General features: G+C 72.1%; 16 protein-coding genes. 10 read left to right on the forward strand and 6 right to left on the reverse strand.

Features of this window, described 5'->3' with window-relative positions; all coding sequences use genetic code 11:
- The first annotated feature begins 23 nt into the window (after positions 1-23).
- From ACYF6T_RS05515 to ACYF6T_RS05530, 4 genes are all read left to right on the forward strand, one after another.
- The gene (locus tag ACYF6T_RS05515) at positions 24-1,607 is read left to right on the forward strand and encodes an acyl-CoA carboxylase subunit beta (RefSeq protein ID WP_461693866.1); all 1,584 of its coding nucleotides are present in this window, start codon (positions 24-26) and stop codon (positions 1,605-1,607) included.
- 9 nt (positions 1,608-1,616) lie between these two features.
- Positions 1,617-1,826: an acyl-CoA carboxylase epsilon subunit gene (locus ACYF6T_RS05520; RefSeq protein WP_461693868.1), complete on the forward strand. Its 210-nt coding sequence runs from the start codon at positions 1,617-1,619 to the stop codon at positions 1,824-1,826.
- Between the two features lie 96 nt (positions 1,827-1,922).
- Positions 1,923-2,051 (forward strand): morphogenic membrane protein MmpB, encoded by a 129-nt coding sequence (gene mmpB / locus ACYF6T_RS05525; protein WP_260844687.1) that lies wholly within the window; start codon positions 1,923-1,925, stop codon positions 2,049-2,051.
- A gap of 31 nt (positions 2,052-2,082) precedes the next feature.
- Entirely contained in the window at positions 2,083-2,700 is a 618-nt protein-coding gene (locus tag ACYF6T_RS05530; protein WP_461693871.1) for a nucleoside triphosphate pyrophosphatase, read from the forward strand.
- Here ACYF6T_RS05530 and ACYF6T_RS05535 read toward each other — a convergent pair.
- Complete coding sequence (locus ACYF6T_RS05535) at positions 2,669-3,151, reverse strand: hypothetical protein (protein ID WP_461693872.1); 483 nt, start codon at positions 3,149-3,151, stop codon at positions 2,669-2,671. The two genes, ACYF6T_RS05530 and ACYF6T_RS05535, sit on opposite strands and share 32 nt — an antisense overlap.
- Positions 3,152-3,515: 364 nt before the next feature.
- Between ACYF6T_RS05535 and ACYF6T_RS05540 the strand changes: the two genes are divergently transcribed.
- A complete protein-coding gene (locus ACYF6T_RS05540) occupies positions 3,516-5,288 on the forward strand; it encodes an acetyl/propionyl/methylcrotonyl-CoA carboxylase subunit alpha (RefSeq protein WP_461693874.1) in 1,773 nt (590 codons plus the stop codon).
- 104 nt (positions 5,289-5,392) lie between these two features.
- On the opposite strand, the gene ACYF6T_RS05545 is transcribed toward ACYF6T_RS05540, so the two are convergent.
- The 4 genes from ACYF6T_RS05545 to ACYF6T_RS05560 all read right to left on the reverse strand — a co-directional run bounded on the left by ACYF6T_RS05545 (position 5,393) and on the right by ACYF6T_RS05560 (position 9,911).
- On the reverse strand, positions 5,393-6,094 hold the full coding sequence (locus ACYF6T_RS05545; protein WP_461693875.1) for a hypothetical protein: 702 nt from the start codon (positions 6,092-6,094) through the stop codon (positions 5,393-5,395).
- 123 nt (positions 6,095-6,217) lie between these two features.
- A complete protein-coding gene (locus tag ACYF6T_RS05550; protein WP_461693876.1) occupies positions 6,218-7,165 on the reverse strand; it encodes a helix-turn-helix transcriptional regulator in 948 nt (315 codons plus the stop codon).
- Positions 7,166-7,312: 147 nt separating this feature from the next.
- A complete protein-coding gene (locus ACYF6T_RS05555; protein ID WP_461693878.1) occupies positions 7,313-8,287 on the reverse strand; it encodes a DeoR/GlpR family DNA-binding transcription regulator in 975 nt (324 codons plus the stop codon).
- Between the two features lie 175 nt (positions 8,288-8,462).
- On the reverse strand, positions 8,463-9,911 hold the full coding sequence (locus tag ACYF6T_RS05560; RefSeq protein ID WP_461693880.1) for an NAD(P)H-quinone dehydrogenase: 1,449 nt from the start codon (positions 9,909-9,911) through the stop codon (positions 8,463-8,465).
- Positions 9,912-9,996: 85 nt separating this feature from the next.
- Here ACYF6T_RS05560 and ACYF6T_RS05565 point away from each other — a divergent pair, with 85 nt between their 5' ends.
- The 4 genes from ACYF6T_RS05565 (at position 9,997) to ACYF6T_RS05580 (ending at position 14,707) form a co-directional block, all read left to right on the forward strand.
- On the forward strand, positions 9,997-10,434 hold the full coding sequence (locus ACYF6T_RS05565) for a gamma-glutamylcyclotransferase (RefSeq protein WP_461693882.1): 438 nt from the start codon (positions 9,997-9,999) through the stop codon (positions 10,432-10,434).
- 101 nt (positions 10,435-10,535) lie between these two features.
- Positions 10,536-11,360 carry a purine-nucleoside phosphorylase gene (locus tag ACYF6T_RS05570; RefSeq protein WP_461693883.1) on the forward strand — a complete coding sequence of 275 codons (825 nt, stop codon included), beginning with the start codon at positions 10,536-10,538 and terminating at the stop codon, positions 11,358-11,360.
- 330 nt (positions 11,361-11,690) lie between these two features.
- The gene (locus ACYF6T_RS05575) at positions 11,691-13,319 is read left to right on the forward strand and encodes a phospho-sugar mutase (protein ID WP_461693884.1); all 1,629 of its coding nucleotides are present in this window, start codon (positions 11,691-11,693) and stop codon (positions 13,317-13,319) included.
- A 152-nt stretch (positions 13,320-13,471) separates the two neighbouring features.
- Positions 13,472-14,707, forward strand: coding sequence for a hypothetical protein (locus ACYF6T_RS05580; protein WP_461693885.1), 1,236 nt, complete (start codon positions 13,472-13,474; stop codon positions 14,705-14,707).
- 234 nt (positions 14,708-14,941) lie between these two features.
- Here ACYF6T_RS05580 and ACYF6T_RS05585 read toward each other — a convergent pair whose 3' ends face one another.
- On the reverse strand, positions 14,942-15,649 hold the full coding sequence (locus tag ACYF6T_RS05585) for a PH domain-containing protein (RefSeq protein ID WP_461693886.1): 708 nt from the start codon (positions 15,647-15,649) through the stop codon (positions 14,942-14,944).
- A gap of 88 nt (positions 15,650-15,737) precedes the next feature.
- Between ACYF6T_RS05585 and deoC the strand changes: the two genes are divergently transcribed.
- Positions 15,738-16,691, forward strand: a complete 954-nt coding sequence (gene deoC / locus ACYF6T_RS05590; RefSeq protein WP_461693888.1) for a deoxyribose-phosphate aldolase — start codon at positions 15,738-15,740, stop codon at positions 16,689-16,691.

Consider the following 16,691-nt stretch of genomic DNA (forward strand, 5'->3'; position numbering starts at 1 on the left):
GCAGGCAGGGAGCCGCGATCCCGATGTCCGAGCCGGAAGAGATCGACATTCACACCACCGCGGGCAAGCTCGCGGATCTCCAGCGCCGGATCGACGAGGCGACGCACGCCGGCTCCGCACGCGCCGTCGAAAAGCAGCACGCCAAGGGCAAGTTGACGGCCCGTGAGCGGATCGAGCTGCTGCTCGACGAAGGCTCGTTCGTGGAGCTGGACGAGTTCGCCCGGCACCGCTCGACCAACTTCGGCCTGGAGAAGAACCGCCCCTACGGCGACGGCGTCGTCACCGGCTACGGCACGGTCGACGGGCGTCCGGTGGCCGTCTTCTCCCAGGACTTCACCGTCTTCGGCGGCGCGCTGGGCGAGGTGTACGGCCAGAAGATCGTCAAGGTCATGGACTTCGCGCTGAAGACCGGCTGCCCGGTCATCGGCATCAACGACTCCGGCGGCGCCCGCATCCAGGAGGGCGTCGCCTCGCTGGGCGCGTACGGCGAGATCTTCCGCCGCAACACCCACGCCTCCGGCGTCATCCCGCAGATCTCGCTGGTCGTCGGCCCGTGCGCGGGCGGCGCGGTCTACTCCCCGGCGATCACCGACTTCACGGTGATGGTCGACCAGACCTCGCACATGTTCATCACCGGCCCGGACGTCATCAAGACGGTCACCGGCGAGGACGTCGGCTTCGAGGAGCTGGGCGGCGCCCGCACCCACAACGCGACCTCCGGCGTGGCCCACCACATGGCCGGCGACGAGAAGGACGCGATCGAGTACATCAAGCAGCTGCTGAGCTACCTGCCCTCCAACAACCTCTCCGAGGCGCCGGTCTACCCGGAGGAGGCGGACCTCGCCCTGACGGACGAGGACCGCGAGCTCGACACGCTGGTGCCGGACAGCGCCAACCAGCCGTACGACATGCACACGGTGGTCGAACACGTCCTGGACGACGCCGAGTTCTTTGAGACGCAGCCGCTGTACGCGCCGAACATCCTCACCGGTTTCGGCCGCGTGGAGGGCCACCCGGTCGGCATCGTCGCCAACCAGCCGATGCAGTTCGCCGGCTGCCTCGACATCAAGGCCAGCGAGAAGGCGGCGCGCTTCGTGCGCACCTGCGACGCCTTCAACATCCCCGTCGTCACCTTCGTCGACGTCCCCGGCTTCCTGCCCGGCGTCGACCAGGAGCACGACGGCATCATCCGCCGCGGCGCCAAGCTGATCTACGCCTACGCCGAGGCGACCGTCCCGCTGATCACCGTGATCACGCGCAAGGCGTTCGGCGGCGCCTACGACGTCATGGGCTCCAAGCACCTGGGCGCCGACCTCAACCTCGCCTGGCCCACCGCCCAGATCGCCGTCATGGGCGCCCAGGGCGCGGTCAACATCCTGCACCGCCGCACCATCGCGGAGGCGGACGACGTCGAGGCCACCCGCGCCCAGCTGATCCAGGAGTACGAGGACGCCCTCCTCAACCCCTACGTCGCGGCCGAGCGCGGCTACGTCGACGCCGTGATCATGCCCTCGGACACCCGCGGCCACGTCGTCCGCGGCCTGCGCCAGCTGCGCACCAAGCGCGAGTCGCTGCCGCCCAAGAAGCACGGCAACATCCCCCTCTAAGGAGCCGCTGTGAACATCAAGGTCGTACGCGGCAACCCGACCCCGGAGGAACTGGCCGCCGCCCTGGCGGTGGTCAGGGCCCGCGCGGCGGCGGCATCAGCGGTGACGCCGGGTGCCGCGCCCGCCAGGGACTCCTGGTCCGACCCGTCCCGCATCGCCGCCCACCGCCTGCCCCAGCCGGGCCCGACGGCATGGACCCGCACGTACTGGCCCGGGTGACCGCAACCCCTCGGGGGCGCGCAGCGGCACAACCCCGCCCCCAACTTGAGTACCCGTACTCAGGCGCCGCCCCCGGCCAGGCCGCACGCTGGTGGCATGCTCTGGTCGGACCCCGAGAACGAACCCCCCGAGGAACTGCGCGACATGCAGGACATGTTGCGCAGACTCGGCGTTCTCATGGCGCTCGCCATGGTCCTGGCGATGATCGTGATCGGCCTGAGGTGAGCGCCGGTAAGGCCGCCGATACCCTGGCCGCATGACCGACCACCCCCGCCGTCTCATCCTCGCCTCCCAGTCCCCCGCCCGGCTGAACCTGCTCCGCCAGGCGGGGATGGCCCCCGAGGTGATCGTCAGCGGCGTCGACGAGGACTCCGTCACCGCCCCCACCCCGGCCGACCTGGCCCTCGCCCTCGCCGAGGCCAAGGCGTCCGTCGTCGCCGCCCGGCCCGAGGCGCACGGCGCGATCGTCGTCGGCTGCGACTCCGTCCTCGACCTGGACGGCGAGCCGCTGGGCAAGCCCGCCGACGCCGAGGAGGCCACCGCCCGCTGGAAGGCGATGCGCGGACGGGCGGGCACCCTGCAGACCGGTCACTGCGTCTACGACACCACCACGGGCCGCTACGCCTCCGCCACCGCGTCCACGGTCGTGCGGTTCGGCGAGCCCACCGACGAGGAGATCGCCGCGTACGTCGCCTCCGGTGAACCCCTCTACGTGGCGGGCGCGTTCACGCTCGACGGCCGCAGTGCGCCGTTCATCGAGGGCATCGACGGCGACCACGGCAACGTGATCGGCCTGAGCCTCCCCCTGCTGCGCAGGCTGCTCGCCCGACTGGGCGTCGGCATCACGGAGTTGTGGGCGCCGGCGGAGGGGTGACGGGGGAGCCGTCGCCGGGCTCGGTGTCCTCGGGCTCGGGCTCGGTGGCGGAGCCCGCCGCCGGGGCGTCGTAGGTCATCAGCAGCAGCACGATGAGCGCCAGCACGATCACCATGAACAGGAACGCCGACCAGCCCACCAGGCCCCAGGCGAAGGCGCCCAGCATCGCGTGCACCACGGCCGCGCTGATCAGCAGGATGCGCCCGAAGCCGGCCGGGGGCCGGTTGCGCAGCGCCACGAGGAGCGCGACGAGGCCGCACAGGGCGAAGTAGAGGCCGAAGACGACGCCGCCGATCTTCGACGACACCGACATCGCGTCCGGGTCGAGGCCGGCCAGGGACATGTCCTGCCGGTCGACGACGACCCCCAGGAACCAGTTGAGCGCGGCGACGCCGAGCGCCTCCACGAAGAGGACGACCGCCACGACCCATGCCACCGGCCTGCGTATCACCGGTCCCCACCCACTTTCGAGCCGAACCCTTGTTACCCGAAGTACGTTCGATGCGACATGAACGCTACTAACGGGTAAACCACGGGACAAGGGTTCGGCGCGGGGCAAAGATTCATTGGGCCATTCGTAGGGACTCCACAAAGAAACGGAGTGGCCCGCAGCACGCCCTCACAGAGACCTTGACCACATGGGAGAGCTAGGGTTGCCGGGAGGAGTCCTGCGTACCTAGGTGCGACAAGGGATTTCGCGGGTCGAGCGAGCCTCGAATCACGCTCCGTGTGGGCAAGCTCACCATTGGGGATGGGTCGAAGTGCCTCGTCGGCAGTCCCTAAACTCGGCTTGTTTCAAGGAGGGAGCCTCAATCGTGCGCAAGGTGCTCATCGCCAACCGTGGCGAAATCGCTGTCCGCGTGGCCCGGGCGTGTCGGGACGCCGGGATCGCGAGCGTGGCCGTCTACGCCGACCCGGACCGGGACGCTCTGCATGTCCGCGCCGCGGATGAGGCGTTCGCCCTGGGCGGTGACACTCCGGCCACCAGTTACCTCGTCATCGACAAGATCCTGAACGCGGCGCGCGAGTCCGGCGCCGACGCCATCCACCCGGGTTACGGCTTCCTCTCCGAGAACGCCGAATTCGCCCAGGCGGTCCTGGACGCGGGCCTGATCTGGATCGGCCCGCCGCCCTCGGCCATCCGCGACCTCGGCGACAAGGTCGCCGCCCGGCACATCGCCCAGCGCGCCGGCGCCCCCCTGGTGGCCGGCACCCCCGACCCCGTCTCCGGCGCCGACGAGGTCGTCGCCTTCGCCGAGGAGCACGGCCTGCCGATCGCGATCAAGGCCGCGTTCGGCGGCGGCGGCCGCGGTCTGAAGGTGGCCCGCACCCTCGAAGAGGTGCCCGAGCTGTACGACTCCGCCGTGCGCGAGGCGGTCGCCGCCTTCGGCCGCGGCGAGTGCTTCGTCGAGCGCTACCTCGACCGCCCCCGGCACGTGGAGACCCAGTGCCTGGCCGACAAGCACGGCAACGTGGTCGTGGTCTCCACCCGCGACTGCTCCCTCCAGCGCCGCCACCAGAAGCTGGTCGAGGAGGCCCCGGCGCCCTTCCTCTCCGAGGAGCAGGCCGCCGAGCTGTACCGCGCCTCCAAGGCCATCCTGAAGGAGGCCGGCTACGAGGGCGCCGGCACCTGCGAGTTCCTCGTCGGCCAGGACGGCACGATCTCCTTCCTGGAGGTCAACACCCGCCTCCAGGTCGAGCACCCGGTCACCGAGGAGGTCGCCGGCATCGACCTGGTGCGCGAGATGTTCCGCATCGCCGACGGCGAGGAGCTCGGCTACGACGACCCGGTCCTGCGCGGCCACTCCTTCGAGTTCCGCATCAACGGCGAGGACCCGGGCCGCAACTTCCTGCCGGCCCCCGGCACCGTCACCACCTTCGCCCCGCCCTCCGGTCCGGGCGTGCGCCTGGACGCGGGCGTGGAGTCCGGCAGCGTCATCGGCCCGGCGTGGGACTCCCTGCTGGCCAAGCTGATCGTCAGCGGCCGCACCCGCAAGGAGGCCCTGGAGCGCGCCGCCCGTGCCCTGGAGGAGTTCCAGGTCGAGGGCATGGCCACGGCCATCCCGTTCCACCGCGCGGTCGTCAGGGACCCGGCGTTCGCCCCTGAACTGACCGGTTCCACCGAGCCGTTCACGGTCCACACCCGCTGGATCGAGACCGAGTTCGTCAACGAGATCAAGCCGTTCGCCGCCCCGGCCGACACCGACACCGACGAGGAGGCAGGCCGCGAGACGGTCGTCGTCGAGGTCGGCGGCAAGCGCCTGGAGGTCTCCCTGCCGGCCTCGCTGGGCATGACCCTGGCCCGCACCGGCCTCGCGGCGGGCGCCAAGCCCAAGCGCCGCGCGGCCAAGAAGTCCGGCCCCGTGGCCTCCGGCGACACCCTCACCTCCCCGATGCAGGGCACCATCGTCAAGGTGGCCGTCGAGGAGGGCCAGGAGGTCAAGGAGGGCGACCTGATCGTCGTCCTCGAAGCGATGAAGATGGAGCAGCCGCTGAACGCCCACAAGGCCGGCACCATCAAGGGCCTGTCCGCCGAGATCGGCGGCTCCGTCAGCTCCGGCGCCGCCATCTGCGAGATCAAGGACTGACCTCCCGGCATCCCGTACGACATCCCGAGGCGCCCGGTGGACCGGAACAGTGAGTCCACCGGGCGCCTCGTTCACCCGTCCCCCGTGACGGTGGTCCTTGCGCCCTATCCGGCGGCCCGCGCCCACCCCGTGCCGTGCCGCACGAGCGCGAGGCCCGCGTAGCCGAAGGCGACGGCCGCCATGAGGAAGGACGCGGCGGCCAGGGGCGCGATGCCCCCGCCGTACCCGACGACGTTGAGCGGCATCGACAGGATCAGCAGCCAGGCCGCCCAGGCCGGGATCACGCGGCCCCGCAGCAGCGCGACGCCGAGCAGGATCGCGCCGATGACGTGGGCGGCGATGAAGTACAGCAGCGGGACGGTCACCACGGCCAGGTCGTTGGTGCCCTGCGCGACCTGCGCCATGACGTCCCGGCCGATGCCCTTGTCGAAGGCGCCGAGCGCCACGATGTCCAGTGAGGGCGTGGCGGTGACCGCGACGAGCCCGGTGCCGAAGAGGACCGAGCCCCACAGCCCGAGCTTCGCGGAGCGCGCCACGGCCAGCAGGGCGACGGCGACCAGTCCCGGCACGAACACGACCGTGCCCACGGTCCACAGCCACACGGCCAGCTCGGTCGCCCCGCGGTGCGCCTCGATGCTGCGGGCGATCTCCTTCGCCGAGCCGTTCGTGTCATACGGGTTCACGAGCATCGCCGCCGCGAACAGCACCATCCCGAGCGTGGCCGCGACCGCCGCGAGCAGCCGGGCGGTGCCGGGCCCGGACGCCGCCTCGGGCGCGAGCGTGGGCGTGTGCGAGGTGGCAGTCATGAGCGTCACTCCCCCTTGGCGGCCGCCCCCGTGCGGAGCGCCTTCCGCCAGTGAAGCGACCAGGGGGGACATCCGACCACCCGTCAATTCTGACGTGTCGCGACATATCGCCCCTAGGGCCGCTCAGTCGACGACCAGCCCGAGTTCGCGTCCCCGGCGCAGCAACGCGGCGGTGTGTCCCGCCTCCAGCTTCCGGTGCAGGGAGGCGATGTAGCCGCGCACGGTGGCCGGCGACAGCCCCATGCGCCGGGCGGTCTCGGTCGCCGTGTGCCCGAGGTGCAGATGGACGAGCGTACGGTGCTCCTGCTCGGTCACCCCGAACGCCCGGGCGACGGCCCGGACCCGCTCCAGGTCGCGCAGCAGCACCAGCGCCGGGAACCCTGCCGCGGCCGGGGGAACGCAGCGCACCTCGACGTCCCGGACGGTGAAGGTCCCGGTGCCGCCCAGCCGCGGATCGTCCCCCACGCGCCCGAGCAGCCCGGCGGCGACGGCGTCCAGCGCCCGCGCCCGCCCCCGCTCGTCGAGTACGGCGACCCCCCGCCCCCGGCCGCCCACCAGTCCCAGCGCCAGGGCGGCCAGCTCCCTCAGCCGCTCCCTCTCCCGCAACGCCCGTTCCACCACGGCCAGTTGCACCTGGGCGAACCCCAGCAGATCACGCTCGCGCTCACTGAAGTCCCGCCCGGCCCGCACCAGGGCGTACCCCTCCACGACACGCAGGTCCGAGCCCGCCGTCGAGACCAGGTGGCGCCGCAGCCCGAAGGGCCGGAAGTCCAGGTTGTAACAGTCGGTGCGCCGCCACTCCCGGTCCCCGGCGACATCGCTGACCCGCCAGGCCTCCGTGGTCGGCGTCTCCAGCAGGGCCCCGGTGAGCGGATGGTCGAGAGGATGGTCGTAGATGACCATCGGATCCTCGTGGAAGGACTCCTCGGGCAACGACAGCGTGGACAGCCCCACCCTGCCCACCGACAGCCGGTAGCACTGGGCCGCGTCGGCGGGAATCAACCCCAGCAAGGCGGGCAACGCCCGCTCGTGCAACTCCTGGACGGAGTCGACACCGTCCAACTCCCGCACGACGCCCACTGCACGACGCGCATCGCCGGCACTGATCTCCATCGCAAGCCCAGCCGACTCAGGGGCGCGGGGAACTGTGCGACCAGCCACAACGGACCCGCACCCGCCCGTACACCACGCACTCCCACGGCGCGCGGGCGGAACCCTCTACCGCCGCCGCAGATCCGCGACCCGCGCCCGCTGCTCAGCGGCCCCGGCCCCGGTCTCCCCGAGCATCCCCGCCGTCCTCAGCCCGGAGGGCCCCGCCCCCCGCCTGGGCCCCGGAAGGGCCACGTCCCGGCGGGCTTGACGCGGGGGGACGGAATCACCACCCGCACCACCGGAGCCCCCGGAGCTCCCCGAGGCCCCCGCGACGGCGATCTGCACACCTTGATCGGCCAGCGCCTGCAACTCCGTGGCGGCCCGGTCGTCGTGCGCCGGCGGCTCGTCGGTCACCAGCCGCGTGATCACGTCCGTGGGCACGGTCTGGAACATCGTGTCCGTGCCGAGCTTGGTGTGATCGGCGAGCACGACCACCTCCGCGGCGGCCTGCACGAGCGCCCGGTCCACGGAGGCCGACAGCATGTTGGAGGTGGACAGGCCCCGCTCGGCGGTGAGACCGCTGCCGGACAGGAACGCCCGCGAGACGCGCAGTCCTTGCAGGGACTGCTCCGCCCCGCTGCCCACCAGCGCGTAGTTGGAGCCGCGCAGGGTGCCGCCGGTCATCACGACCTCGACCCGGTTGGCATGGGCCAACGCCTGGGCCACCAGCAGGGAGTTGGTGACGACGGTCAGCCCGGGCACCCGGGCCAGCCGGCGCGCCAGCTCCTGCGTGGTCGTACCCGCCCCGACCACGATGGCCTCGCCCTCTTCGACGAAGCCCGCGGCGAGGTCGGCGATGGCCGTCTTCTCGGCGGTCGCGAGATGTGACTTCTGCGGAAAGCCGGACTCCCGCGTGAACCCGCCCGGCAATACCGCACCGCCGTGCCGGCGGTCGAGGAGTCCTTCTGCCTCCAGCGCGCGCACGTCCCGCCGTACGGTCACTTCGGAGGTCTGGACGACGCGGGCGAGCTCACGGAGCGATACGGCCCCGTTCGCGCGCACCATTTCGAGGATCAATTGGCGACGTTCTGCAGCGAACACGAAACTGACAGTAACGCCAATGACCGTCTGCTTTCAGGCGTTTGCGCCGAATAGCAGAAGTTGTTCGCAGGCAGGCACGGGAAGTGGTATAGAGCCTACCCGCCCCGACTATGCCGCACGCATGCTCGACAACTCCCCGTGACCAGCGGGGAATCCCTTTCGGCCGCCGCCGGCCTCAGACGTCGCCGCCGGTCTTCCGGGTGTGCAGCTGCCGGGCGACCTCCGCGATCGACCCCGAAAGGGAGGGGTACACGGTGAAGGCGTTCGCGATCTGTTCGACCGTCAGATTGTTGTCGACGGCGATCGAGATCGGGTGAATGAGCTCGGAGGCACGCGGAGCGACCACGACCCCGCCCACCACGATCCCGGTGCCCGGCCGGCAGAAGATCTTGACGAAGCCGTCGCGGATGCCCTGCATCTTGGCGCGCGGATTGCGGAGCAGCGGCAGCTTGACGACGCGCGCGTCGATCTTCCCGGCGTCCACGTCGGCCTGCGTGTAGCCCACGGTGGCGATCTCGGGATCGGTGAAGACGTTCGAGGACACGGTCTTCAGGTTCAGCGGAGCCACCGCGTCGCCCAGGAAGTGGTACATCGCGATACGTCCCTGCATCGCCGCCACCGAGGCCAGCGCGAAGACCCCGGTCACGTCGCCGGCCGCGTAGACACCCGGAGCGGTCGTCCGCGACACCTTGTCGGTCCAGATGTGCCCGGACTCGCGCAGCCTGACGCCGGCCCCCTCCAGCCCGAGCCCCGCGCTGTTGGGGATGGCGCCGACGGCCATCAGGCAGTGCGATCCGGTGATCACGCGCCCGTCGGAGAGGGTGACCTCCACCCGGTCGCCCACCCGCTTGGCGGCGGCGGCCCGCGAGCGCGCCATGACGTTCATGCCCCGGCGCCGGAAGACGTCCTCCAGGACGGCGGCGGCGTCCGGGTCCTCGCCCGGCAGCACGCGGTCCCGCGACGACACCAGGGTCACCTTGGACCCCAGGGCCTGGTAGGCACCGGCGAACTCGGCGCCGGTGACGCCGGACCCGACGACGATGAGCTCCTCGGGCAGCTCCGTCAGGTCGTACACCTGGGTCCAGTTGAGGATCCGCTCCCCGTCCGGCTGGGCGTCGGGCAGCTCCCGCGGATGCCCGCCGGTGGCGATGAGCACCGCGTCGGCGGTGAGCGTCTCCTCGGTCCCGTCCGCCGCGGCGACGACGACCTTCCGCGACCCGTCGAGGGCCTGCATGCCCTCCAGCCGGCCGCGCCCGCGCATGACCCGGGCGCCGGCGCGCGTCACGGACGCCGTGATGTCGTGCGACTGGGCGAGGGCGAGCCGCTTCACCCGCCGGTTGACCTTCCCGAGATCGACCCCGACCACCCGGGCGGCCTGCTCCATGGGCGGGGTGTCGTCGGCGACGATGATCCCCAACTCCTCGTACGACGAGTCGAAGGTGGTCATCACCTCGGCCGTAGCGATAAGGGTCTTCGACGGCACGCAGTCGGTCAGCACCGACGCCCCGCCCAGACCGTCGCAGTCGACGACGGTCACCTCCGCGCCGAGCTGCGCGGCCACCAGGGCCGCTTCGTATCCGCCGGGTCCGCCACCGATGATCACGATCCGAGTCACGTACCCCATTGTCCCGCACTCTTCAAGGTGCTACTGCACGGGCCCGCCCCAGGAACCCGGCGAGCCCCTCCTCCCCCTGCCGTACCCTCTCCCCATGTCGCTCTACGCCGCGTACGCCGGCAACCTCGACGCGCGGCTGATGACCCGCCGCGCCCCGCACTCGCCCATGCGCGCCACGGGCTGGCTCAACGGCTGGCGGCTGACCTTCGGGGGCGAGCACATGGGCTGGGAGGGCGCACTGGCGACGATCGTCGAGGACCCCTTCTCCCAGGTCTTCGTCGCGCTGTACGACATCGCGCCGATGGACGAGGACTCGATGGACCGCTGGGAGGGCGTGGGCCTGGGCGTCTACCGCCGCCTGCGCGTCCGCGTCCACACACTGGAGGGCGAGGAGCCGGCCTGGGCGTACGTCCTCAACGGCTACGAGGGCGGCCTCCCCTCGGCCCGCTACCTGGGCGAACTGGCGGACGCGGCGGAATCGGCGGGCGCGCCGCACGACTACGTGATGGAACTGCGCAAGCGCCCCTGCTGACCGCCCCCCTCCCCCTTCGTTGGAAACGACAAGACAACGATCGCCAACCCGTCAAGCCCGCCATCTACGCGCGTAGGCCGGAACCGGCTACTCTCAACCGCGTGAACGCATCTCTTCTTCCGGACGACATCCAGGGCGACCCCCACGCCGCCGCCGACGCCGCCGCCACGCGCCTGCGCGAACTGACCGGCGCCGAGACCCACGACGTCGCCCTAGTGATGGGCTCCGGCTGGGCGCCGGCCGTGGACGCCCTCGGCACTCCCGACGCGGAGTTCCAGGTCACCGAGCTGCCCGGCTTCCCCCCGCCGGCGGTGGAGGGCCACGGCGGCAAGATCCGCTCATACGCCATCGGCGACAAGCGCGCCCTGGTCTTCCTCGGCCGCACGCACTACTACGAGGGCCGCGGCGTCGCCGCCGTCGCGCACGGCGTCCGCACCGCGGTGGCGGCCGGCAGCAAGACGGTCGTCCTGACCAACGGCTGCGGCGGCCTCCGCGAGGGCATGCGCCCCGGCCAGCCGGTCCTGATCAGCGACCACATCAACCTCACGGCGACCTCCCCCATCGTCGGCGCGAACTTCGTCGACCTGACCGACCTCTACTCCCCCCGCCTGCGCGCCCTGTGCAAGGAGATCGACCCGACCCTGGAGGAGGGCGTCTACGCCCAGTTCCCGGGCCCGCACTACGAGACGCCGGCCGAGATCCGCATGGCCCGCGTGATCGGCGCGGACCTGGTGGGCATGTCCACGGTCCTGGAAGCGATCGCCGCGCGCGAGGCGGGCGCGGAGGTCCTGGGCATCTCCCTGGTCACGAACCTCGCCGCGGGCATGACCGGCGAACCCCTGAACCACGAGGAGGTCCTCCAGGCGGGCCGCGACTCGGCGGCGAGGATGGGTTCCCTGCTGGCGCAGGTACTGGGCCGCCTGTAACAGTCAGTTCCCCGCGCCCCTGGAGGGTGCAGCCGCCGTCGGCGAGAAGGGGACGGGGTGGGGGGTGTCCGCCCGCAGCGGCCGGCGTCCATCGCCCTGCACATCTGAACCCACAGCCCCGCCGGACCGAGGACGGACACCCCCCACCCCGGCCCCGACCCCGAACAAACCACAGGCGCTACACGCACCCCCACCAGACCCGCACAGGCGCCGCAGGCATTACGCGCACCCCCACCCAACCCGCACCGGCGCCGCAGGCACCGCGCACCCCCACCAATCCCGCACAGGCGCCGCAGGCATACACGACCGACACGAGAGGCTGGACCGACCGTGCAAGACGATCTCATCGCAAGGGCCAGGACCTGGCTGTCCGAGGACCCCGACCCGGACACCCGCGACGAACTCGCCAAGCTCATCGACTCCGGCGACCTGACGGAACTGGCCGCCCGCTTCAGCGGCACCCTCCAGTTCGGCACCGCCGGCCTGCGCGGCGAACTGGGCGCCGGCCCCATGCGCATGAACCGCTCGGTCGTGATCCGCGCCGCCGCCGGCCTGGCCGCGTACCTGAAGAAGAACAACCACACCGGCCTGGTCGTCATCGGCTACGACGCCCGCCACAAGTCCGCCGACTTCGCCCGCGACACCGCCTCCGTCATGACCGGCGCCGGCCTCACCGCGGCGCTCCTCCCCCGCCCCCTCCCCACCCCCGTCCTCGCCTACGCGATAAGGCACCTGGGCGCGGTGGCCGGCGTAGAGGTCACCGCCAGCCACAACCCGCCCCGCGACAACGGCTACAAGGTCTACCTGGGCGACGGCTCCCAGATCGTCCCCCCGGCCGACACGGAGATCGCAGCCGAGATCGACGCGATCCGCAGCCTGCACGACGTCCCCCGCCCCGCCTCCGGCTGGGAGACCCTCGACGACAGCGTCCTTCAGGCCTACCTGGCCCGCACGGACGCCGTCCTGTCACCCACCTCCCCCCGCACCGCGCGGACCGTCTACACGGCGATGCACGGCGTCGGCAAGGACGTCCTCCTGGCCGCCTTCGCCCGCGCCGGCTTCCCGGAACCCGTCCTCGTGGCCGAGCAGGCCGATCCGGACCCGGACTTCCCCACCGTGGCGTTCCCCAACCCGGAGGAGCCCGGCGCGATGGACCTCGCCTTCGCCAAGGCCGCCGAAGCCGACCCGGACCTGATCATCGCCAACGACCCCGACGCCGACCGCTGCGCCGTGGCCGTCAAGGACACCACCGGCTGGCGCATGCTGCGCGGCGACGAGGTGGGCGCCCTCCTCGCCGCGCACCTGGTCGCCCGCGGAGCGCGCGGCGTCCTCGCGGAGTCGATCGTCTCCTCCTCGCTCCTCGGCCGCATCGCGCGGAAGGCGGGCCTGCCGTACGCCGAGACGCTCACCGGCTTCAAGTGGATCGCCCGCGTCGAGGGCCTGCGCTACGGCTACGAGGAGGCCCTCGGCTACTGCGTGGACCCGGACGGCGTACGCGACAAGGACGGCATCACGGCAGCCCTCCTGATCACGGAACTCGCCTCCACGCTCAAGGCGGAGAACCGCACGCTGCTCGACCTCCTGGACGACCTCGCCGTGGAGCACGGCCTGCACGCCACGGACCAGCTCTCGGTGCGCGTGGAGGACATCTCCCTGATCGCGGCGGCGATGCACCGCCTGCGCGAGACCCCGCCGACCCGCCTCGCCGGCCTGCCGATCACCAGGGCGGAGGACCTCACCCAGGGCACGGACACGCTGCCCCCCACGGACGGCCTGCGCTACACGCTGGACGGCGCGCGAGTGATCGTCCGCCCCAGCGGCACGGAACCGAAGCTGAAGTGCTACCTGGAGGTGGTCGTCCCCGTGGCGACGCACGCCGACCTCCCGGCGGCGCGCGCACGGGCGACCGAACTGCTGACGAGTCTGAAACAGGACTTCTCCACGGCGGCGGGCATCTGAACGATCCCTCCGCCCTCCGGGGTGCTCCACCTGCGGGGCACCCCATCGGGTGATTTCCCCGGACCCGTTGACGCGGGCTCCGCCCCCGCCCCGGCCCTCCAGGCAACGGTGGAACGCGACCGCACCACCGAGCCAGCCCAGGAGCCGCCGCCGTGTCCACGACCGCATCCCGGCCGACACCCCAAGCGACCACAGCCCCGCCCGGCTCACTCCGCACGCCCCCACCACCCCACTCACAGCCCCACCCTCACCACCACCCCCACCTGTCTCACCTCCTGCACCCGCTCCGCCACGCAGCCCCCGCCCTCCTCGCCTACCTCGCCGTACGCCTCACCGGCCTGCTGGCCCTCACCCTCTGGGCGCACCACAGACACCACGGCGTCTGGCCCATCCTGGCGATCCAGTGGGACGCGGACTGGTACCTGGGCATCGCGGACCACGGCTACGCCCACGCCCTCGGCACCGCGCACAACGCGAACAACCTGGCGTTCTTCCCGCTCTACCCGTACCTGGTCAAGGCGATCGCCGTGCTCACCCCGGGCAGCCGCGCGTCCACCGGCCTGGCGATCGCCGTCGTCGCCTCCCTGGCCGCCGCCTGGGGCGTCTTCGCCGTCGGCGACCGCCTGCACGGCCGCGGGACGGGCATCCTCCTGACCACCCTGTGGGCGGCGCTCCCGGTGGGCCTGGTCCAGTGGATGGGCTACACCGAGTCCCTGTTCACGGCGTTCGCGGCCTGGACCCTGTACGCCGTCCTCACCGACCGCGCCCTCCTCGCGGCGGCCCTCGCGTCCCTGGCCGGCCTGACCCGCCCCACGGGCATCGCGGTGGCCGCGGCGGTGACGGCGTGGGCCCTGCTCACCCTCGCCTCCCGCCGCGGCGCCTCGACCACCCCCCGCCTGCTCACCGCCGCCGCCCTGGCCCCCCTGGGCTGGTGCGGATACGTCGGCTGGGTGGGCCTGCGCGTGGGCCGCTGGGACGGCTACTTCGCCGTACAACGGCTGTGGCGCAACGAGTGGGACGGCGGCGCGGAGACCTGGCGCCGCGTGCACGAGACGCTGGCCCACGACCCGCGCCCCCACCTGTTCCTGGTCCTGGTGACGGTGACGCTGATCGTGTCGCCGGTCCTGTACGGCCTCTCCCTCGCCGACCGCCAGCCGCTCCCCCTGCTGGTGTTCACCGGCGTCCTGCTGGCCATCGTCCTGGGCAGCGGAGGCGTCTACTTCCCCCGCGCCCGCTTCCTCCTGCCGGGTTTCCCCCTGCTCCTCCCCCTCGCCCTGCACCTCACCCGGGCCTCCCGCCGCTACCGCCTGCTGTTCCTGACGGCAGCGGTCCTGACCTCGGCGTACTGCGGCGGCCAGATGACCTTGGTCTGGCCAAGCGCCCCCTGACCCGGCACACCCACACCCGCACCGCTCAACCCGCTCCCGCCTCCCGCACCCACACCCGCACCGCTCAACCCGCTACCGCCTCCCGCAGCCGCAGCCGCACCGCTAAACGCGCACCCGCACCCGGACCCGCACCCGCACCGCTAAACACGCAACCGCACCCGCCTACTGCCCGAGTGCGCGAGCGCCCGCGTGCCCGAGTGCCCGAGTGCGCGAGCGCCCGCGTGCCCGCCCCGCTCAGCCCGTAGCCAGCAAGATCGCCAGCAGCACCGCACCCGCCACCGCCGGAGCCGCGATCTCGTAGGCCCAGCGCACGGTGATCTCGCCCTGCGCCGACTCCTCCGGCTCCCGGGTCTCCAGCAGTTCGCGCAGTTCGTCCATGGCCTTGTCGGTCTCGGCTCGGGCGGGGCCCTCCGACACGGCACCGCCCGTCAGCCCGCCGGACCCGAAGGCGCCGCCCAGACCACCGCCGAAGCCGCCGAGGCCACCCAGGCCACCGGCGCGGCCGCCCCGGACGCGCCGCCCGCTCTCCTCGGCGGTCCTGTCCGCCGCCGCGCGCGCCTCCCGGCGGGCCGCCTTCTTGCGGGCGCGCAGGGAGACGGGGATGGCCCACAGCTGGTACTTGGTGCCGGTCTTGGCGACGACCTCGTTCGAGTAGCCGGAGCGCAGGGAGGCGACCTGCCCCCAGGGCAGCACGATCACGCGGAACGGGTTGCGGATGCGCAGGCGGTCCGGACCGGCGTGGACGGCGGGGCGCAGGGTGAAGGCGACGACCAGCGGCACGACGAGGATGAGGGTGGCCAGGGCGAGCCACGGCGTGCGGTCCTGGCCGCTGATGATCGCGTCGATGCCGAGCCAGGCGATGATGGCGAGCAGGAGGACGCCACCGGCGATGCCGGAGGGCGAGCGGTAGACGCGGTCCTTTTGCTCGGGTGGGGTCGTCATGGGGGTGATTCTGCCTCACCCGCCCCCCGGCGGCCGTTCCTCCGGGGTGTACAGCCGCTACGCGCGTAGATATGCTCGTCTGGTGACCATGCCCACCACTGCACCTCACGCACTTGCCGACGTCACCGCGTCCGACGGCACGCTGCGCCGTTTCCTCCACGGGCTGCCCGGGGTCGACGCGGTCGGTCTGGAGGCGCGCGCCGCCTCTCTCGGGACCCGTTCCATCAAGACGACCGCGAAGGCGTACGCCATCGACCTCGCCATCTCGATGGTCGACCTGACGACGCTGGAAGGCGCGGACACCCCGGGCAAGGTCCGGGCGCTCGGCGCCAAGGCGGTCCGCCCCGACCCGACGGACCGGACGACCCCGTCGACCGCGGCCGTCTGCGTCTACCCCGACATGGTGCCCGCGGCGAAGGCGGCCGTCGCCGGTTCCTCCGTGAAGGTCGCCTCGGTCGCCACCGCCTTCCCGGCCGGCCGCGCCCCGCTCGCCGTGAAGCTGGCGGACGTGCGCGAGGCCGTGGCCGCGGGCGCCGACGAAATCGACATGGTCATCGACCGCGGGGCGTTCCTCGCCGGCCACTACCTGAAGGTGTACGAGGAGATCGCCGCCGTGAAGGAGGCCTGCGGGGCGTCGGCCCGGCTCAAGGTCATCTTCGAGACCGGCGAGCTGTCGACGTACGACAACATCCGGCGGGCGAGCTGGCTCGGCATGCTCGCGGGCGCCGACTTCATCAAGACGTCCACGGGCAAGGTCGCGGTCAACGCCACGCCCGCCAACACCCTGCTGATGCTGGAGGCCGTGCGCGACTTCCGCGCGCAGACCGGCGTCCAGGTCGGGGTGAAGCCGGCCGGCGGCATCCGCACCTCCAAGGACGCGATCAAGTTCCTCGTGCTGGTCAACGAGACCGTCGGCGAGGACTGGCTGGACAACCACTGGTTCCGCTTCGGCGCCTCCTCGCTCCTGAACGACCTGCTGATGCAGCGTCAGAAGCTGGCCACCGGCCGCTACTCCGGTCCCGACTACGTGACGGTGGACTGA

This window comes from Streptomyces sp. 7R007 (assembly GCF_054850255.1).

What these genes read in the sequence shown, in the direction of transcription:
- ACYF6T_RS05585 (WP_461693886.1), bottom strand. Translation starts at nt 15,649, where the DNA reads ATGACGACCCCACCCGAGCAAAAGGACCGCGTCTACCGCTCGCCCTCC.
- ACYF6T_RS05565 (WP_461693882.1), top strand. Translation starts at nt 9,997, where the DNA reads ATGTCGCTCTACGCCGCGTACGCCGGCAACCTCGACGCGCGGCTGATG.
- deoC (WP_461693888.1), top strand. Translation starts at nt 15,738, where the DNA reads ATGCCCACCACTGCACCTCACGCACTTGCCGACGTCACCGCGTCCGAC.
- ACYF6T_RS05530 (WP_461693871.1), top strand. Translation starts at nt 2,083, where the DNA reads ATGACCGACCACCCCCGCCGTCTCATCCTCGCCTCCCAGTCCCCCGCC.
- mmpB (WP_260844687.1), top strand. Translation starts at nt 1,923, where the DNA reads ATGCTCTGGTCGGACCCCGAGAACGAACCCCCCGAGGAACTGCGCGAC.
- ACYF6T_RS05560 (WP_461693880.1), bottom strand. Translation starts at nt 9,911, where the DNA reads ATGGGGTACGTGACTCGGATCGTGATCATCGGTGGCGGACCCGGCGGA.
- ACYF6T_RS05545 (WP_461693875.1), bottom strand. Translation starts at nt 6,094, where the DNA reads ATGACTGCCACCTCGCACACGCCCACGCTCGCGCCCGAGGCGGCGTCC.
- ACYF6T_RS05515 (WP_461693866.1), top strand. Translation starts at nt 24, where the DNA reads ATGTCCGAGCCGGAAGAGATCGACATTCACACCACCGCGGGCAAGCTC.